Origin of the sequence: Glycomyces luteolus (genome assembly GCF_027622875.1) — a bacterium.
GTDB lineage: Bacteria > Actinomycetota > Actinomycetes > Mycobacteriales > Micromonosporaceae > Glycomyces > Glycomyces luteolus.
This window is the reverse complement of sequence record NZ_JAPZVP010000012.1, coordinates 112076-129692: the sequence shown is the minus strand read 5'-3', so window position 1 is coordinate 129692 and position 17617 is coordinate 112076. Positions and strand designations below refer to the sequence as shown.

The 17617-nt window shown below is 70.0% G+C and carries 16 protein-coding genes; 2 read left to right on the top strand and 14 right to left on the bottom strand.

Annotation, left to right across the window (positions count from 1 at the left end; all coding sequences use genetic code 11):
• Nucleotides 1-126: 126 nt before the first annotated feature.
• The 8 genes from O1R50_RS16125 to O1R50_RS16090 form a co-directional block, all read right to left on the bottom strand.
• Nucleotides 127-471, bottom strand: coding sequence for an RNA polymerase sigma factor (locus tag O1R50_RS16125; RefSeq protein ID WP_270111134.1), 345 nt, complete (start codon nt 469-471; stop codon nt 127-129).
• A gap of 16 nt (nt 472-487) precedes the next feature.
• A complete protein-coding gene (locus O1R50_RS16120; protein WP_270111133.1) occupies nt 488-973 on the bottom strand; it encodes a DUF3995 domain-containing protein in 486 nt (161 codons plus the stop codon).
• Nucleotides 974-1144: 171 nt separating this feature from the next.
• On the bottom strand, nt 1145-2368 hold the full coding sequence (gene fxlM, locus O1R50_RS16115; protein ID WP_270111132.1) for a methyltransferase, FxLD system: 1224 nt from the start codon (nt 2366-2368) through the stop codon (nt 1145-1147).
• Nucleotides 2369-2438: 70 nt separating this feature from the next.
• A complete protein-coding gene (locus tag O1R50_RS16110; protein ID WP_270111130.1) occupies nt 2439-3308 on the bottom strand; it encodes a hypothetical protein in 870 nt (289 codons plus the stop codon).
• Nucleotides 3309-3435: 127 nt separating this feature from the next.
• Nucleotides 3436-4029 (bottom strand): RBBP9/YdeN family alpha/beta hydrolase, encoded by a 594-nt coding sequence (locus O1R50_RS16105; RefSeq protein WP_270111129.1) that lies wholly within the window; start codon nt 4027-4029, stop codon nt 3436-3438.
• 89 nt (nt 4030-4118) lie between these two features.
• Entirely contained in the window at nt 4119-4931 is an 813-nt protein-coding gene (locus O1R50_RS16100) for a class I SAM-dependent methyltransferase (protein ID WP_270111128.1), read from the bottom strand.
• A 199-nt stretch (nt 4932-5130) separates the two neighbouring features.
• On the bottom strand, nt 5131-5751 hold the full coding sequence (locus O1R50_RS16095; protein WP_270111127.1) for a LysE family translocator: 621 nt from the start codon (nt 5749-5751) through the stop codon (nt 5131-5133).
• Between the two features lie 108 nt (nt 5752-5859).
• Entirely contained in the window at nt 5860-6564 is a 705-nt protein-coding gene (locus tag O1R50_RS16090; protein ID WP_270111126.1) for a YqeB family protein, read from the bottom strand.
• Nucleotides 6565-6801: 237 nt separating this feature from the next.
• Between O1R50_RS16090 and O1R50_RS16085 the strand changes: the two genes are divergently transcribed.
• The gene (locus O1R50_RS16085; protein WP_270111125.1) at nt 6802-6960 is read left to right on the top strand and encodes a hypothetical protein; all 159 of its coding nucleotides are present in this window, start codon (nt 6802-6804) and stop codon (nt 6958-6960) included.
• Between the two features lie 25 nt (nt 6961-6985).
• On the opposite strand, the gene O1R50_RS16080 is transcribed toward O1R50_RS16085, so the two are convergent.
• The 4 genes from O1R50_RS16080 to O1R50_RS16065 form a co-directional block, all read right to left on the bottom strand.
• On the bottom strand, nt 6986-8119 hold the full coding sequence (locus O1R50_RS16080; protein ID WP_270111124.1) for a PrsW family intramembrane metalloprotease: 1134 nt from the start codon (nt 8117-8119) through the stop codon (nt 6986-6988).
• Nucleotides 8116-8712: a hypothetical protein gene (locus O1R50_RS16075; RefSeq protein WP_270111123.1), complete on the bottom strand. Its 597-nt coding sequence runs from the start codon at nt 8710-8712 to the stop codon at nt 8116-8118. The genes O1R50_RS16080 and O1R50_RS16075 overlap by 4 nt, the downstream gene beginning before the upstream one ends.
• A gap of 64 nt (nt 8713-8776) precedes the next feature.
• Complete coding sequence (locus O1R50_RS16070) at nt 8777-10192, bottom strand: hypothetical protein (protein WP_270111122.1); 1416 nt, start codon at nt 10190-10192, stop codon at nt 8777-8779.
• Nucleotides 10193-10225: 33 nt separating this feature from the next.
• Nucleotides 10226-10918: a hypothetical protein gene (locus tag O1R50_RS16065; protein ID WP_270111121.1), complete on the bottom strand. Its 693-nt coding sequence runs from the start codon at nt 10916-10918 to the stop codon at nt 10226-10228.
• A gap of 239 nt (nt 10919-11157) precedes the next feature.
• On the opposite strand from O1R50_RS16065, the gene O1R50_RS16060 reads away from it, so the two are divergent.
• Nucleotides 11158-12087 (top strand): FG-GAP repeat domain-containing protein, encoded by a 930-nt coding sequence (locus tag O1R50_RS16060; RefSeq protein WP_270111119.1) that lies wholly within the window; start codon nt 11158-11160, stop codon nt 12085-12087.
• A 5-nt stretch (nt 12088-12092) separates the two neighbouring features.
• Here the strand turns inward: O1R50_RS16060 and O1R50_RS16055 are convergent, their stop codons facing one another.
• Together O1R50_RS16055 and O1R50_RS16050 are read right to left on the bottom strand one after the other, a co-directional pair.
• Nucleotides 12093-13622 (bottom strand): glycosyltransferase, encoded by a 1530-nt coding sequence (locus tag O1R50_RS16055; protein ID WP_270111118.1) that lies wholly within the window; start codon nt 13620-13622, stop codon nt 12093-12095.
• On the bottom strand, nt 13619-17284 hold the full coding sequence (locus O1R50_RS16050; protein WP_270111116.1) for a glycosyltransferase: 3666 nt from the start codon (nt 17282-17284) through the stop codon (nt 13619-13621). The genes O1R50_RS16055 and O1R50_RS16050 overlap by 4 nt, the downstream gene beginning before the upstream one ends.
• Nucleotides 17285-17617: the final 333 nt, after the last annotated feature.

Genomic DNA, 17617 nt, shown 5'->3' with positions numbered 1-17617 from the left:
GCGTCCTTTCTGGGAACGGCTTTCGACCGGCCGACTCGGGGCGGAGGCGAGTGGGCCGGGAGTTATTCCGGGGTGTCAGCCACTATTACTGCATTGCGTCCACTGCGACCAGTCGAAGCGGTCTCGCTACGCGGGGTCACCCGGATCCGAAGGGCGCCGGGGGTGGGCGCGGCGGGTGACGACGCCTCCCACCCTAGTTCGAAACGTCCGGCCCGATGAGGCGAGGGTGACCGGACGCCGGACGGCGATGGTTCGCGCCCAGGTGAAGAGAGCCTCGGGGGCGCGGAGGGTCTTGAGGGACTTGAAGATCGCGATGAGGGCCTCCTGGGCGGCGTCGGGGCCGTGGCCGAGGGCGATGGGTGCGCAGATGCGGCCGATGTAGGGCGCGAGGGCGTCCAGGAGGTCGTTCATGGCCAGCGTGTCGCCCCGCTGGGCGCGTCGGACCAGCGGGGCGAGCTCGGCGGGGTTCACGAGTCGAATCCTGGCATCAAGGTTTCGCGTGAGCCACTTCGGCCCGGCTGCGAAGCGGCTTCGCGCCACTTCGGACGATCGTGAACACGGCGGCCGCCATCGCGAGACACAGCGGCGTGTACGCGAACAGGTTGAGCCGGTGGAAGTCCGCGTGATCGGCCGCCGCTCCCACCCCCAAGGCCCAGATCAGGCCTGCCAGCGCCCGGACGCTGACGAAGGCCAGGAATGCGAGAGCGCCCGCTTGGAGGAGCGGGTAGAGGCGGTGGCACCGTTCGACGCGGGCGCGGCAGTGGATCACGGCGAGCGTCGTCAGGGCGAGGGCGGCGAGCGCGAGCAAGAGGCCGGGCGCGAACGATACCTCAGCCCCGAGCAGTGCGTAGGAGAGCGTCCGGACGTCGGCGGCCGGCCAGGTGCTTCCAGTCGCCCAGAGCAGATGGAACGCGGCGTCCGCGATGAGCACGGACTCGACGGCGTAGGCGAGCTTGCGATGGCGGACGGTCAAGGGCTTCTCCTTCCGAACGGAACGGTTCGTAGGAGAAGAGGAGTGTTGTCGGGGAAAGGTTCCCGACGGATCTCGGACGTCGCGACGGCCACGTTCTGTGCAGCCGTCGGCCGGGGCGGGTGCGGCTTCGACGGGCGCAAGCGGGCCGCGTGCAAGCACTGTCGAGCCTGGCTACGCGAAGCCGATCTCGTCGGGGACGACCTCGATGGCGAGGCGGGTGTGGCGCTTGGGGACGGTGAAGCGCGGCTCGGACGGCGGGCCGGTCCCCTTGCGGTAGGCCGTGATCTGGAGGCTCACGCCGTCCCGGCATTCGCGGTCCCAGACGCGGACCTCGTCGGCGACCCGGACGGCGAGGCCCGGGCCGTTCGGGCCGTGACCGCGCACGCCGATCTCATTGCCGCCGCCGGTCTTGCGGCACACCAGGTACGCGAAGTCCTCGCCCTCCACGACCGCCGGATCGGCCCAGCGCAGCAGCAGCCGCTGCAGGCCGTGGTCGCCGAAGGGCGCGCTCATGCGCCCGTACCCGGCGAACGCGCAGGCGAGCCACAGGGACAGCTGCGTGGCGTCGTCGTTCACCTTGAGCTGCACGGGAGTCCACACCGTCGTGCCACGACCGTCGAGCACGCCGCGCGCGCCCTCGGCCTCGACGTCCCGCTCCACATGGAAGGTCATGATGCGGCCTTCGGAGAGCTCCACGGTCTGGTCCTCCTGGCTGCCGAGCCCGCGCATCGGCATGAAGCCGCAGCTCACGATGGAACGGCTGCGCATCACCCCGTCCGCGCAGTCGAAGGCGACCGAATGCTCGCAACCTCGGATGCTCAGGGGCGCAACCAGTCTGCCCCCCTCCGCGAGCTGGTCCCACCACGCGGGCGGCAGGTCCCAGGTGCCGACCGTGGCGATGATCCGGTCGTACGGCGCGCCGTCGACGAAGCCGAGCTCGCCGTCGCCCTGCACGACCCGCACCCGTTCGCACCCGACCGCGTCGAGGGCTTTGCGCGCCCGCCCGGCGGTCTCGGAGTCGATGTCGACAGTGGTCACGGCGCCTTCGGGGCCGACGAGCGCGTCGAGCAGCGCGGCGTTGTAACCGGTGCCCGCCCCGATCTCGAGCACGCGCTGGCCGGGCCGCACGTCGAGCTGTTCGAGCATCTCGGCGACGATCGCGGGCTGCGAAGCGGAGCTGACGGCCTCGCCGTCGCTGTTGCGCTTGGTGACGTAAACGTCGTCGGCGTAGGCGATGCGCAGGGGCGCTTCGGGGACGAAGCGGTGCCGCGGCACGGCGAGCATCGCCGCCTCCACCGCCTCGGTCCGGATCACGCCGCTCGACCGCAGCGCTCCCACAAGGCGGGTGCGCAACTGATGCGCCTCGTTACCCGAAGTATCGGTGTGATCACCCACATTTTCCAGCGTACGTCCGATGTGCCACGTTCGCCTCCTCCAGTTCCATCGATTGGAACGGTTCAAGCCCTCATTCCCGCTCCGCGCAGCGGACCTCCAACATCGCCCAGAGCGCCTCGCGCCGGTCCTCCGGCACGTCGATCGGTGCGGCGACCGGATCGCCGCCGTCGATGGTGATCCACACGGTGAACCCGAACGGATGCTTCGCGTCTCCCACCACGTGGCCGTCGCAGCGGTGCGCGTCGAACACCAGCGGGACCGTCACGCCGCCCGCGGCTCCAGCGCCGGAGCCGTCACCCAGGTGGACCTCGAACAGGACGCTCCCGCGCACCTCGGTCACACCGAGCGCCGCCTCCCCCAGCGGCGTCACGCTCAACCTCCCTTCGAGGGTGCCCTCCGCGGTTTCGGTCAGCTCCCCCAGTTCGATGCGGGCCGACGCGGCCAGTGCCTGCGCCGCGCACGCCTCCCGGACCAATCGGTCAAGTGTGCCGTTGGGGTACGACAATGCGAGGGTGACCGTGTGGACGGTCGCGTCCTCGGTCGCGACCTGAAGCGCCACCGAGGCCGGTTCGGACTGCGAGGCGACGCCGTCGGGGCAGGTCGCCTCGCCGTACTGGACGATCAGGTCGCGCGCGTTCTTGCTCGGCGGGACCTCCGTGTCGAACTCCTGGACGCCCAAGGGCGCGAACGAATCCGTGAGCAGCTCGACCCCCAGCACGCGCACTGGCGCGTCGCCGTGGTTGGTCACCGCGATCGCGACCTGGCCGGGTTTCATGAACATGCGCCGGATCTCTGCGGTGGCGGTCAAGTCGGGAGGATCGGAGGCGACGGCCGGGCCGTCCGCGGCGTCGCCACGCGGGCTCGCGATGCTCCCGGCGAGTCCGGCCGAGGCGGCGGCCAGTACGAAGGCGCCGAGGATGGCGAGCCGAACCCAGCGCATGTGACCTCCCGGCGAGCCGATCCGAAGGCCCGCAGCGAATGGCGTGGCACGGACGGGCCCGATCGGGTCCAGTCTGGCATTGCGCGCGCCCGGTGTGAAGGGCCCGAGCGGGCAGGAAGCGTGGTCGTCAGTGGTTGGGGGTCAGGCGTTCCGTCTCGTCGAGACACCAGGCGAGGGCCGAGGGCCAGCGGCCGTAGCCGTCGGTGAAGGTGAGGTGGCCGTCGCCGGGGAGCACGTCGACCTCGCAGCCCAAGGCCCGCCCGTATTGCTCGGCGGCGCCTTCGACGCAGTACGGGTCGTTGTCGGAGCAGGCAAGTCGGACCGAGTGGCCGGCGAGACGCAGGCCGGCGAGGTCGAGCCCGGCAGTGCTGAACCCGGCGATCACGTCCCAGTCGTACGCCTCGGGGCCGGGCGGGCTCACGAGCAGGACACGGTCGGCCGAGGCCGGGTTGGACGAGGCGGCGTCGGCCGCCGCGAGGTGCATCCACGCGGCGCAGGCGAGGCTGTGGCACAGGACGATCTTCTCGCCGCGCATGAGCGCCAGCTCGGCACGGATCGCGTCGGTCCAGTCGGCCAGCTTCGGCCGGTCGGTGTCGGGCAACTGCGGGTAGAAGACCTGCTCGCCGCGCTCGCGCAGGTCCATGGCCAGCTCGTGCTGCCAGTGGCCTTCAGGCCTGCGGTTCTCCACGCCGTGGAGGATGAGAAAGCTGCGAGTCCACATGCCATCGGAGGTTAGCCGCGCGTACTCGCGGCGGCAAGCAGCTTCCCGATCCGCGGGGCGCCCGCATCGTTTCGGACGCCCCGCCGCGTTCAGGCCGGGATCGTGGCGATCGTCAGCAGGTGGTTGCTCGCGCCGAGCAGCGAGGGCTCGGCCTCGATGATGCGCAGGCCCTCCATGAGGTGCTCACGCACTTCTTCGTCGTCGATGAGCGCCTCCAGCTCGGGGATGTAGCCAGGAGGCCCTTGCACCGCGTATTGGGCCGCGCCGCCCAGGCCCGCATCGGCGAATTCGGACGCGACCTCGGAAGGATGGGCCAGGTAGGCGGTGGTGAAGATGTCCTGGTCGAAGTACCGCAGCGTGCCTTCGCGCATGATGCGCAGGCTGGCCTCGGCACTCAGGCCCTTGTCGTTGCCACCGGCCCGGAACAGCAGGTAGTCGTTCCAGCCGGCTGTGCGGTTGATGGTCGCGGCCGCGACGATGCCGCCGGGGCGGGTGCAGCGGCGCGCCTCCGCGATGGCCTTGACGCGGTGCTCGCGGTCGGTGAGGTGGTAGAGCGGCCCCATGAGGAGCACGGCGTCGAAACTCGCGTCGTCCCAAGGCAGTTCGCGCGCGTCTCCGACGACGGCGGTGACGCCGGGCAGCTGTGCCGCGACCTCGACCTGGCTGGCGACAGGGTCGATGAGACTGACGCGGTGGCCGTCCTCGGCGAGCCATTTCGCGTGAATACCCGTGGCGCCGCCCACGTCGAGCACGTCGAGGTTCGCACCGGGGAGCTTGCGGCGCAGGAGGTCCTGCGTGCGGGCGAATTCCAGGCGTCCGCGCGCGTTGCGCGTCAGGCGCTCACGTTCGCCGCCGCGCTCGTAGTACGACTCGATCTCGGTCTCAAGTTCCCAGGTGCTCATGGCGATCATTCTGCAAGAACGCGAGTGATACCGCTATCGAGAATCCGGGGCGCGGAAACGGCGGCCGGTCTGCCGTCCCACCGCACTCCCGCAAGCGCGAAGGGTCGGCCGGCTGGCCGCCGCGCTGCTATCTCACCTCATGGCCCGCGAACACCGCCGCGCGGGGCCGCCCGCTCCACGTTGCATCGGGCGGTGCGGTTCAGTTGGCTGCCACTCGCAGGCCGAGCGCGACCATGACCGCCCCGGTCACGCCGTTGAGCCAGGCCCGCACGCGAGGGCGTTCGAGCACGGCGCGGAACAGGCCGATCAAGTTCGCGAGTCCGATGTAGAACAACCCGCACACGGCCATCCCCACGGCCGCCAGCTCGCCGATGAGCACCGCCTGCGAGCCGCCGCCGACGAGGAACTGCGGCATCAGCGCGGTGAACAGCACGACCGCTTTCGGGTTGAGCAGGTTGCACATCAGGCCCGAGCGGAACGCGGCCCAGTGGCTCATCGGCCGGTCGAGCCGGATCTCGGCGACCGCCCGCCGCCGCTCCTTGATCGCGGCGCGGATCGACCGCACGCCCAGGTAGACGAGGTAGACCGCGCCCGCGAGCTTGACGACCGTGAAGGCCAGCGCCGAGGCCGCGAGCAGCGCGGCCAGGCCGATCGAGGTGGCGACGACCCATACGACGATGCCGAGTCCGATGCCCGTGGCGGTCCACATCCCGCTCACGCGGCCCGAGAGCACGGTGTTGCGCACGACCATCGCGAAGTCGGGGCCGGGGACGATGGCGGCGAGCAGGATCGCCAGGCCGAAGAGCAGCGGCGCGGTCATGGTTTCCCCCTGGTCGTGATGTCCGGTTCCGTCCATCCTCCGCGCCGGGGGCGGCGGACGCATCCGCACGATGACGGGGTTGGGCGACCAGGTTTTTGGGCGGGTCGGTCAGGCCGGGTCGGAGAGTCGCCAGTACTGCTTCTTGTCCTTGTCGTGCACGACGACGCCGAGGTCGGCGAGTTCGTCGCGGAGTTCGCGCAGGTCGCCGCCGTTGGACTTCTCGAGGGCCTGTTGGCGGGCCTTGAGCACGGCGTTCGCGCCCTGCGGGAGTCCGTCGGCGCCCGGGACCCAGCGTCTGAACTCGGCGGCGTACGGGTCGCCTTCGGTCAGCCAGGCGTAGCCGTGCCTGCGGAGGGCGGCGGCGAGCTTGTCGCGGTCGAGGTCGAATTCGACGTTGGCGAGTTCCTGCCGGCGGTGGCCGAGTGCGACGACCCGCTTGTCCTGCACGAAGACTCCGGTGATGTCGGCGCGGTCGAGTTCGCGCTCGTAGTCGCCGCGATTGAAGACGATGCGGTCGCGACCGACGGTGATGCTGAGCATTTCGTGGAGGACGAAGAGCGCGAGGACGAGGCCGAGGAGCAGCCCGACGGCGAGTGCGACGATCAGCCGGAGCGGGTCGGACAGGTCGGTGAACAGCTCGAACAGGCCTTGGAAGGGGAACCACCGGAGGCCGACGATCCATTCGACGATGAACGTGAGCCCCCACCCGAGCGCGGCGCCGACGAGCGGGAGGCCGATGAGGGCGGCCGGGCCGACCCAGGGTGCGTCGGCCACGGTGATGGTCTCGCCGATACGGGCGTTATCGGTCGACATGGGGTCGCCGCCTTTCCGTCTGATGCGAACGACTTCACTGTATATAGGCCTTCTGACCTGCGCAAACGGTGTGTCTGAAATCGATCCGTAGGGATGAGCGCTGCGGGGCCGCTCGATACCGAAGACGCCCGCGCCGGGGCTGGGCGATACGAAAGTATCGGAGGCCCGCCGCAGCGCCGTCCGCCGGAAACATGTGAATCCGCCGCAAACGGGATTGGGCCCGCCGCCAGGTACGGCGTGACCTGCACGTACGAGTCGTCCCGGGTGACGCTCGAACGCGAGGGCGAGGCCCGCCGCTACAGCGGCGGGCCGATCGGCGCGAAGAAGGCCGGGGGTTCGTTCCTGTGCCCGGGCTCGGTGAACCTCGATTCGGCCCAGGCCCACTTCCACCGGTAGCCTTCGCCCTCAAGCCAAACCCGGTTCACAGCATCAACGGCGTCCGCTCGACCAGCGTGCCCTGCCTCGCCCCCGTGACCGCGTCCCGCCAAGGCTGGGCCGCGGCCGGGTCGAGCAGCCTCGGCACGCGCTCCTCCAGCAGGTCCAACTGCAACTGCTGCATGCGTTCCTGCGCCACCCGCACGGGCCCGAACCCGCGCAGGTACCGCCGCCGTGCGCGCCGCCGCGACAGGCTCGCCGCCTCGACGGGCGCGAGGCTCCCGGCCCGCACCTCCTCTTCGGCGACCTCGTCCCAGCGGGCCCGGAATCCGCGGCGCACCACCAGGTACACGACGATGAGGATCGCGAAGTTCACCAGCGGCTTGCCCACCGCGCCGGCGAACCCGCCGAAGAGCGGACTGTCGAACAGCCAGTGCATCCCCATCGCGAGCGCCATGCACCCCACCGCGACCCAGACGCGCCGCGCCGTTGACCGCCCCGAAGCGCTCACGAGGTAGCCGATCCCGGCCCCCGCCACCGCGCTCATCGTCCAATGCGAGCCGATCCCGGTGAGCAGGATGCGGACCCACAGCACCTGGCCGGTCGCGGCCACCGGATCCACTCCGCCCGCCAGAGCGACCCCGTTGAGCCCGTAAGTGAAGTTCTCCATCAGCTGGAAGCCGAACCCGACGAGCGCGCCGTAGACGAACCCGTCCGCGGTGCTGCGCACAAGCCGCGTCGAGACGCACGCGAGCAGCATCACGCCCGCGGCCTTCACCGCCTCCTCGTTGACCGGCGCGGTGAGCGCCGCCGCCCAGTCTCCGGCCCCCTCCAGCCCCAGCACCCGCGACCAGGCCGCGAGCAGCAGCCCGTTCATCACCAGTGCCAGCCCGCACGCCCCGAACGCGCCCCACATGAGCGCCAGCCAGGTCCCCGACCAGGGCGGGGCCTGCACGGGCCGCAGGAACCGCCGCGCGATCCACACCGCCACCGCGAGGCTGACCGCGAGCACCACCAGGTCGAGCACCGCGCTCCCCGGGAAGGCCATCACGACCGGCAGGAAGTCCTTCCGCAGCGTCCACAACCCGAAGGCGGACAATGCGATCAGGGTCCAGAATCCCAAGGTCCTGGCACTGACGGCGGGCGGGCGCGGCACCGCCGCATGAGCGTAGACGGTCATGACTCCTCCTCGAACGCGATCGAATCGATGAGCGCCGCGGCGGCGGACCGCTCGTCGTCACCGGCGTGGGCCGGGGCGAGGACCTGCACTTCCACGGCCTGCTCGCCTTCGGCGTCGGCGAGCACGAACGCCTGGCCGACCCGGGTGCCGACCTGCAGCTTCCCCTGGAACCCGGCGGTGCCGGCGGCGTTCTCGAACTCGGACGGGCCGTCGAGCCGTACTTCGATCCCTTGGCGGCGTTCGATGTCGAGGAGCCGGTCCATGCCTGCCCACATCTCGTCCGGCGAAGTAGGCGCGGGAAAGGTCACGCTGGACAGTTCCACCACCATGTCGCCCCGCACCAGGACGAGCCGCGCGCTAGCGTCACTGGAGGCGCTGTCGAGCACCCAGCCGTCCCCGACCTGCACCGCCGCCCGCTGCCCGGTCCCGAACTCGATCACCGTGTCCGGCACGACCGCCACCCCGTCCGGCTGCGACCGCGCGAAGGCGACCTCCCCGACGATCAGCGCCAGCAGCACCCCGACCACCGCGAGCGGCACCCAGATCCGGCGCCGGCCGTGCACCGCGTTCCCCGCGGCCCCTATGTCGTTCATTCACAGAACGTAGCCAGAATCAGGCCGCGTTAACCTGGGAGAACGATCAGCGTCGGATGAGGACTCACGGACTGCCGTGGACGGCGGCCCCGTTGAGGAAGGTCCGCTGGATGTTCCACACGTCCGGGTTGAGGGCCATCCGCGCCCCGTACCACACCCGATAGCCGGGGACGCCGTATTCGGTGTCCGCGAAGATCGTCGCGCGGTACAGGTGGTCGTGCATGAACGGTTTCAGCCTCGGCGTGGTCGAGAAGCTCCCGTTCGTGAAACTCGTGGGAGTCGTTCCGAACAGGAAGATCAGGTCCCCGTCACGGCCTGTGGAGGTGAGGTCGGTGTCGTTCAGCAGCCCGATGTACGAGGCGCCGTCCTTGGCGACGTCCAGGTGCCACGGCTCCTTCTCCTTCTGCATCGCTCCCAGGTTCACCGTCTGCATCGCGCCCCAATTGGCCTTGGCCGGTGTGGCGCCGCCTTCGAAGTACACCATGCGGTTCGGTGTCCGGAGGATGTCGATCGCCCACATGACCCAGCGGCCGTTCTCGTACAGGAAGGCCGGCGACAGCGGTCGGCGCACGGTCATGGAGCTCCGCAGGGCCTCGACGGGCGCCGACCAGTTGACGCCGTCGGTGGAGGTCGAGTACTTGAGCCGCTCTTGGAACGCATCGGGGATCACGACCCGCCAGAACACGTACATCGTGTTCCCCGGGCCCATCTCGATATCGGTGTCGGAGTTGTAGGGGCCCGGCAGTCCCGGCTGGTCGTCGAGCGGGTTGGTGAGACCTGCGGGCACGACCCAATTGACGCCGTCGTTGGACGCGGCGATGTTCGGGTCCTCCCAGGCGGAGTTGCTGCCGGGGTAGGGCGTGTGCGCCATCCAGTACTCGTAGCCGTTCCAGCCGCCGGGGATCCGAATGACGGCGGGGTGGGTGGACTGGCCGCCCCCGGGTTCCTGTTGCGTCGGGACCGTCTGCTTCCCGCCGTATGGCCCCCAGACCCGGTTGGGTACCTCGGTCTGCTCCGGCACGGTCGGAGTGCATTCGTCCAGGTCCGCCTCCCCCTGCAGCACGATCCTCTCGCGGTTTCCGTCGGCCGCGATGCGGTCGACTTCCGCGCTCAGGACGACCTGCTCGGTACCGCCGGGGACGACTGTCATTCCGGAAAGCGAGCCTTCACCGGGCGGCGGCACTTCGGCGCCGGGTTGGAGGGTGCCCGCGAGTCCGCTGTCGTGCCAAAGGCTCGACTCAGGTCCGATCTCGGCCTCGACGTCGGCGACGACATAGGTGTACTCGGGGTGAGCGGGTGCACCGATCGGATCGGTGAGCAGGAATTCCACCTCCAAGTCGCCCACCCCGCTGCAGATGGCCGAGGCGAATTCGACCACCGGCTCGTGGCGCTCCTGGGCCTGGGTGGGGAGGCCGACCGCCACGGCGGCGAGAAGTCCGGAGGCGGCCACTACCAGCCGTCCGCGTGAAGTGAAGCGCATAATACTTCCTCTCTCCCTAGTAGAGGGACATGCCTAGCCGGCGTGCGTGACGGTCAACTCGAATTCGCTGATGAAGCCGATGGGTTCGGATCCGGTGATGCCGTCCTCCCCTTCCCAGAGCAGCGCCATGCTCGGTATGGCGAAGGTCCGCTCGTATGGCGGGAACTGCGGGTCCGCGACGGGTTCGGTCGGCAGCATCCTGATCGGCTGGGTATAGAGGAATCTGTCGGTGCCGTTGGTCAGCCCTGGGACGGTTTCGGCCCGGAACTCCAGGCCGGGGTTGAAGATGATCGACTCGGCCGAAGTGTCGTACTGGTAGTCCACCGGGATGCCGGGGCGGATCGCAAGGTAGACCTGGCCGAAGTCCAGCTCCTCGTCTGACGAGGCCACGAGGTTGGCGGCCGACATCGCCTGCTCCCCCTCGGGCTTCGCGAGGTCGACCTCGCCGGTGATCGCTCCGGTCGAGAGCTGGCCGTCCAGTCCGAGGATCTCGATCGTCGCGCCCGGGGTCGACACACCGACTCGCTTGTAGTTCGGGTTCTCGTCCACCGGGTCCTGCTCGGTCGCTCCGGGCACCGAGTCGGAGGTGAGGGAGGGCGCCGCCGCGGTCAAGGTGGCGGCGACCAGGACCGCGAGCGACGCCGTGACCGCGACTACGGCAAGGCGATGCCCTCGCAGGACGGCGGGCTTGCGTCGGGCGGGTCGTTCGGCCGGTTCGGGCGCCATGACGCCACCTCCTGTTCCCTCGTTGCTCAGTCACGTTGTTCCATACCGGACGATAGCCACCGCTGGCCCGGGACAGGTCGATTCGGCAGAATCCTCGATCAACTCCGCGAACGCCGAAATACAAGGATTGCTCATTCCTTTCGAGAGACATGCCTGTATCCACTATGTCTAGTTGAATGGGAGTTGCCTCTTGCATAGGCATACGAAGCGGGCTTAGGCCCCGACTAGAAGGAAGCGAAATGGAAGACAGCGCAATTCAAGGGCGCCTCGCCCGGATCAAGCGGCGGTACCTCGCCTGGAGCATCGGCATCGCGAGCATCGCGGTCCTCATCGCTCCGAACGCGACGTTCGCCCAGTCCGCGACCGACGGCACGGCCGCGCCCGAGCAGGTGCCCTCCGGCAACTACGACTACGACGGCGACGGGCTCTCCGACGTCGTGGCCCGCAGAGACGCGACCGGGGCCCTGGAAATCTGGCCGGGCAACGGCTCCGGCAGCTTCGACTTCAACGCCAAGTACACCGTCGGTCTCGGCTGGAACGCCATGAACCTCATCGAGACCGCGGGCGACCTCAACAGCGACGGCAACGCCGACATCATCGCCCGGGAGGCGAGCACCGGCCGACTGTACTTCTACCCCGGCAACGGCAGCACCTTCGCACCGTTCCAGTCGATCGGCCGCGGATGGAACGTCATGAGCGCCATCGTCTCAGGGCACGACTACACCGGTGACGGCCACGTCGACATCATCGCGGTCGAAGGCGGCACCGGCACCCTGTGGCTCTACCCGGGCACGGGTACGGGAACGGCGTTCGCGCAGCGGCTCGACATCGGATCGAGCTGGAACCTGTGGCACGACCTGACCGCCGTCGGGGACACCACCGAGGACGGTTACGCGGACATCAACGCTGTGCGCAACTCCGAAGACGCCATGTACTTCTTCGCGGGACCGGGCAGCGAGAAGTTCGAGCCCGGGGTCCGGTTCGACTGGGGCTGGGACGTGTTGGAGCAGGCCGCCGCCGTAGGCGACTTCACCGGCGACGGCCACCTCGACTGGGTCGCCAAGGACCCGGACCACAACCATCTTTATCTGTTCCACGGAGACGGCACGGGCAGGTATGACACCTCGCCCGTCATCGACTACGGCTGGAACTCCATGACGATCGCCTGACGCGTTCAGCCGACGGGACCGGCCGCCGCGGCCAGCGGCAGCCGGTCCATCAGGGCCTTCGCCGAGAAGCGGTCGGCGAGCTGGCTCCAGGCCGCCGCCTGCTGCGCTGAGTACGCGTCCGGGTCGGCCGCCAGCCGCTGCGCGACCGAGGCGACTTCGCTCGGCTCGCAGTAGATCGCGGCGGGCCCGAACGCGGCCTCGAACCGCCGGTCCATGATGACCGGCACGCCCGCCGCCATCGCTTCGAGCGGCGCCCGCCCTGAAGCCCCCGTGCCGTCGGCGGCGACGAAGTAGGCGGCGACGTCGACCTGCGCGAGGAAGTCCTTGGCGGCCATGGTCTCGGGCGGGTACACCCTCCAGTTCGCGGGCAGGCCCTTGAGCAGGCGTGCGGGCGTTTCGGCACCGCCGAGGACGTGGATCTCGAACGGGTCGCGGTCGGGATAGCACTCCAGCAGCGCCTCCCGCTGCTCGGGCCATTGCAGCCGGTGGTTGCGCGCATAGCGGCCGATGCGGATGCGGCCGTCGGATTCGCGGCGGCCGTCCAACCGCCACTGGTCGATCTCGATCACGTCATTCCACGGCTCGGGGGCCAAGTCGAGGCCGGCGATCTCCTCGGCGTGGTGGTCGAGCAGCGCCGCGCCCACGAGCGGCCCGCCCGCGTACCAGGTGTGTTCGCCGAGCCAGTCGGTGACGTGCTGATCGACCGTGGCGAGGTCCCAGGCCTTCTCGCGGAAGCTCTGGGCGCCATAGGATTCGAACGGCGCCTGGTCGGCGATGACGACGGTGCGCCCCGCCGTGATCCGGGGTCGCCGCTCGAGCGGGAACATCAGCGCCACGGGCGTCCGCACGACCGCGAGCGCGCATTCGACGTCCTGATCGAGGCCGATCGCGCGCACCTGCTTCCCGTCGATCAGCGCTTCGATCTCGGGACCGATCGGCGAGTTCGGGTCCCACCGGTGGACGGGGTGGTGCAGCAGGCCGACCGTGAGACCGAGGTCCCGGCAGGCCTCGATCTCGGCGACCGTGGCGGCGGTGCCGTCGCTCGGCTGGCCGAGGTACGAGACGAGCACGACGTCGAACGCGACCCGTTCCGGCGGCAAGACGCGCGACAGCTCGTCCTCCGTCTGCCACGCCTCGACCGCTCGCAGCAGCGCGAGCCGTTCAGCGATGGGAATCCGCTGGTCCGAGGCGAGTTCCCGCGCCTCACGTACCGCGGAGACGGGGAACCCCCCGTCCAGCGCTTCGAGGGCGCGCTGCATGCAGCGCTCACCGTCCTTCCTGGGAAGGGTCTGCTCGGCGTAGGAACCGAGCAGACCGGTCGCGGAGCGCTTGGCGGCGATGTCGCGGCCGAGCCGCCGGAGGCGGACGGCGGTGCGCCATCCGCCTCCGATGAGGACGGCGAACACCAGGCCCGCCGCGGCCAGGGCGTACTGCATGTCGATGACGAGCGGCAGCGCCATGGTCGCCGCGGCGATGCCGAAGGCGACGACGATGCGCCGGTCGACGTGCGAGTGCTTGCGGGTCTTCGATTTCATCGGGTCCCTCCCAGGTTCGGCTCGGCGGCGGGTGCGGCGGTCGTGACGCCGAGACCGCTCACCCTGCGCAGCAAGGCTTCCGGAGAGAACCGCTCGCGGACGACGCGCAGGCCGGCTTCGACCCGTTCGGCGTAGTAGGCGCGGTCGGCGGCGAGGCGGCGCACTTCGGCCGCCACGTCCTCCGGTTCGCAGTAGACGGCGCCGTCGCCGAAGAGCTCGGCGAAGTTCGGCGGCAGGATCGTCGGGAGCCCCGCGGCCATGGCCTCCATCGGGGCCCGCCCGAACGCCTCGAGCAGGTTCTCGTCGATGTAGTACGCGTACACGTCGACGTCGGCGAGGAAGTCGACCGCCGACATGGTGCCGAACGGGAGGGAGATCCAGCGCGGCGGAATCGAGCCGAGGATGCGCTGCAGCGCATCATGGCCGCCGAGCATGTGGATCTCGATGTCGTCCGCTGCCGGATAGGCGGCGAGCAAGCGCTTCGCCATGTTCGGGAACTTGGTCACGTGGTCGCGGCTGTGGCGGCCGAGCCGGATCGGCTCGCCTTCGGCGCGGATCCGGCGCTGCGGCGGCGTCCAGTCGGCGACGTCGATGGTCTCGTACCAGAAGTCCTGGGCGAGTTCGATGTCCGCCATCTCTTCGGCGTGGTGGGCGTGCAGGACGTCGCGCACGGCCGGGCCGATGGCGTACCAGGTGTGGTGCCCGAGCCATTCGGTGACGTTGCGGTGCACGTCGGCGATGCTCCACGCGGTGCCGTAGCCGCCGGTCGGTCCGTACTCCTCGAACGGGGTCTGGTTGACCAGCAGCACGGTCCGAGCGGCCTTGATCTCGGGCCGGTCCTCCATGAGCTGTTCGAGGGCCACCGGGAACCGCACGATGGCGAGGTCGCAGTGGACGGTGTCCTGCGGGCGGACCTCGACGACCCGCTCGCCGTCGATGAGCGCGCGGATCTTCGGGTCGATGGGCCGACCCATGGCCCGTTCCTTCACCGGGTGGTGGACGAGTGCGACGGTCAGCCCGGCCGACAGGTAGGCGAGGATCTCGGCCTCGTTCGCGGAGGTGGTGCCGCCCCGCAGGTTGAACGTGGACACGATGACGATGTCGGCTCGCAGGGTCCGGGCGCGGTGCCGGTTGCGGGCCGCGCGGTGGCTGCACAGCGCGGCAAGGGCCCCGACCTGGGTCTCGCGCGGGCCCTTCTCGGAATCGGCGGCGATGCTGGAGAGGCGGGCTCCGGCGGTCACCGACCAGCCGTGGTTCAGGCGCGTCTCCCAGCTCTCGAGCATGCGGCGCTTCGGTGCGGTGAGCCCGGTCCCGGTGGGGGCGCCCCGATCCGGCGCGGCCGCGGTCATGCGGGTGCGATCGAGCGCGCGGAGCAGCCGCGAGTGCGTCGTCGCGGCCAGCAGGCACAAGACCGTGAGCGCGATGCCGACGGCGAGCCGCGGGTCCGGCGCGAACGCGCCGAGCGCGGGAACCAGCGGCGCGATCGCGGCCGCCGTCCAGGTGCGGCGTTGCACCGCGGCCTTCACGAAGCGGCGCAGGAGCTTCGCAGGCGAGTTCCCCCCAGCGTCGGGTGCCGCCGGCCGGACCGCAGGTGCCGCCGGGTCGGCTCCGGCGTCCCGCACCACGGCCGTTTGCGATTCGAAGGTGCGCCACGCGGCCAGCGCGAACAGCGAACCGGCCCAGAGCGCAAAGCTCGCGCCCGCGACCCACGGCACTACGGCGGGTTCGATGGCGGCCGCGACCGCGACCGACGCCGCGACGGATCCGAGGCCGCAACCTGCGAGCAGGAAGTCGCTGCGGTTGAAGGCCGGTCGCAAAGCGGCGGAAGCCTCCTGAGGCGAAACCGGCCGGTCCGCGCTTCGCTGCGCACCAATGACGGGCGGGTCCACGGGTGCTTGCACTGTCGCGCCGTTCGCGACGGCGCCCTGGGCGGCCGCTGTTGCGGGTGCGGGATGCACGTGGATGCGCTCGGGCGCGATCCCGGGGTGCTCGAACCGAAGCACTTCGGCATAGGCCTCGGAAGGCGTGATCACCGGCGCCGTGTGGGGCCCTGCGGGTTCGATGAAGTCGAGCCCGTGCTCGGAGGCGGCGGTCAGGACCGTGCGGTCGACCAGTGCCTGGTCCCCCTTGATGCCCTTCAGGTCGGGGCAGTGCACCAGCGCGATCGCGGCGCCCTCGTCCGCCCTGTCCTCGGCGTCGTCGAGCATCGCGCGGCGCGGTCCGTCGAGGGCGCTCCAGTCGGCGGCGTAGATGCGGTCGTATTCGATCGCTCGGTTCTCCGCATTGGAGCGGGTGATGTCGCGGGCGATCGGGAACGGCCGCGGCCGTGCGACCGAGGCGAGGAACGGCGATGCCTGCTCCCGCCCGATCGCGCGGTGCCAGCGGGCGAACCCGGAGTAGTAGGCGAACCGGCTCGCGGACATCCAGTGCCGCGAGACCTCGCCCGCCGAGAGCGTGCTGTCGTTGTAGCGCACGGCCGTCAAGGGGCCGTTCCCCATGCGCAGGAAGGCGCCCTTGCCGAACGCGGTCTGGATGCGGAACCGGTATTCGGAGTCGGCGGTCTTCCTGACCTCGTCGTAGAAGCCGACCTTCTTCAGCACGGCCTCGGCGCGGATCATGATCGGCGTCGAACGCGCGGCGATGAGCGCGATCTGCGGGTCGATCATCAGCGCCAGGTCCTCGGCGAGGGCGATGCAGCGCGATTCGACCATGACCAGCTCGGGCCTGGCGATCATCGGCCGCACCTGCAGCTCGAGGCGGCGCGGGTGGGACCAGTCGTCGGAGTCGAGTCCGGCGATGAACTTGCCTTCGGCGACGGCCATGGCGCGGTTGCGGGCCTGGTAGGTCCCCGCGTTCTCAGGCTGGATGAGGAGCTTGATGCGCGGGTCGAGCGAGGCTGCCTTCAGGAGCACCTGCTCGTACTCGGGGCCGGAGGCGTCGTCGACGAGCAGCAGCTCCCAGTTCTGCCACGTCTGCTCCACGATCGACCGCACTGCGGTGAGCAGTGCCTGGCCGGGTTTGTAGCAGGTCATGACGACGGAGATCAGCGGGCCGCGCTCGATTTTCGGCAGCGGGGCCGTCCGCAGCCCGTCGATGCTCAGTGCCGCACCGTTCTCAGGGGCGAGCAGGTCGGGCCAATCGGCGAGCTCCTTGAAGCGCCGCAGGTACGCGGCCGTGCTACCACCGTGGCGCGGATGTGCGGCCTGGCAGCGGAGCGACCGCTTCAGAAGATCGGTGACCCCGGCGTAGGCCCGGCTGAGCTCCTTCACCTGCCGGGATCGGCCGTGCAGGTGCGCCGTCATCACGTGCAGCTCTTGGTATTCGAGGGGCATACGACCCCTGAGCCGACGGTAGGCCAGGTCGAACAGCGCGAGGGCCTTGGCGCGCTCGTCCCCGGTCCGGGCCTTGAGCCCGATGGAGGCCGCGAGCGCACAGAGCGCTTCGAGGTTGAGCGCCGCCTTCTCAACGCGCGGCTCATGGCCGCGCAGGTCCAGCATCAGCTCGGGGTCGGCCGGGTAGGCGAGACGCGAGAGCACATGCAGCACCAGGCGCGAATTGTGGAACTGTCCCCACTCGTGGATGTCCTTGATGCGCGAGGACGCCACCGAGCCGAGGGCTCGATCGACCATTTCCTGGACGTTGGGCATGTCGTCCAGGCGCATTGAATCCCCATCGGCGGAGCTCGGGCTACGCCGGGATTCGGGAACGGGCGAGAGGGTTCTCATTTCGGTAGAACCAGTCATGGGCAGGTACTTTACGAGCATTTCGGCCCTGGTTCGGCCACATTGCGGCGTGTTGCCTCGCTCGGACGGAACCGGACCGGTCGACCCCCACCTGAGTCGACCGGCCCGCCGGGGCCTATTGGGGAGGCGCCCCGGTGATCAAAGCCTTGGCCCGCTTCATAAGCCATCCGCACCACGCGTCGCCGTTCCACGATCCGCGCCAGACCGGCGTGTAATCCGCGTCATCTAACCGGCAGACCTCGTGCGGGCCCA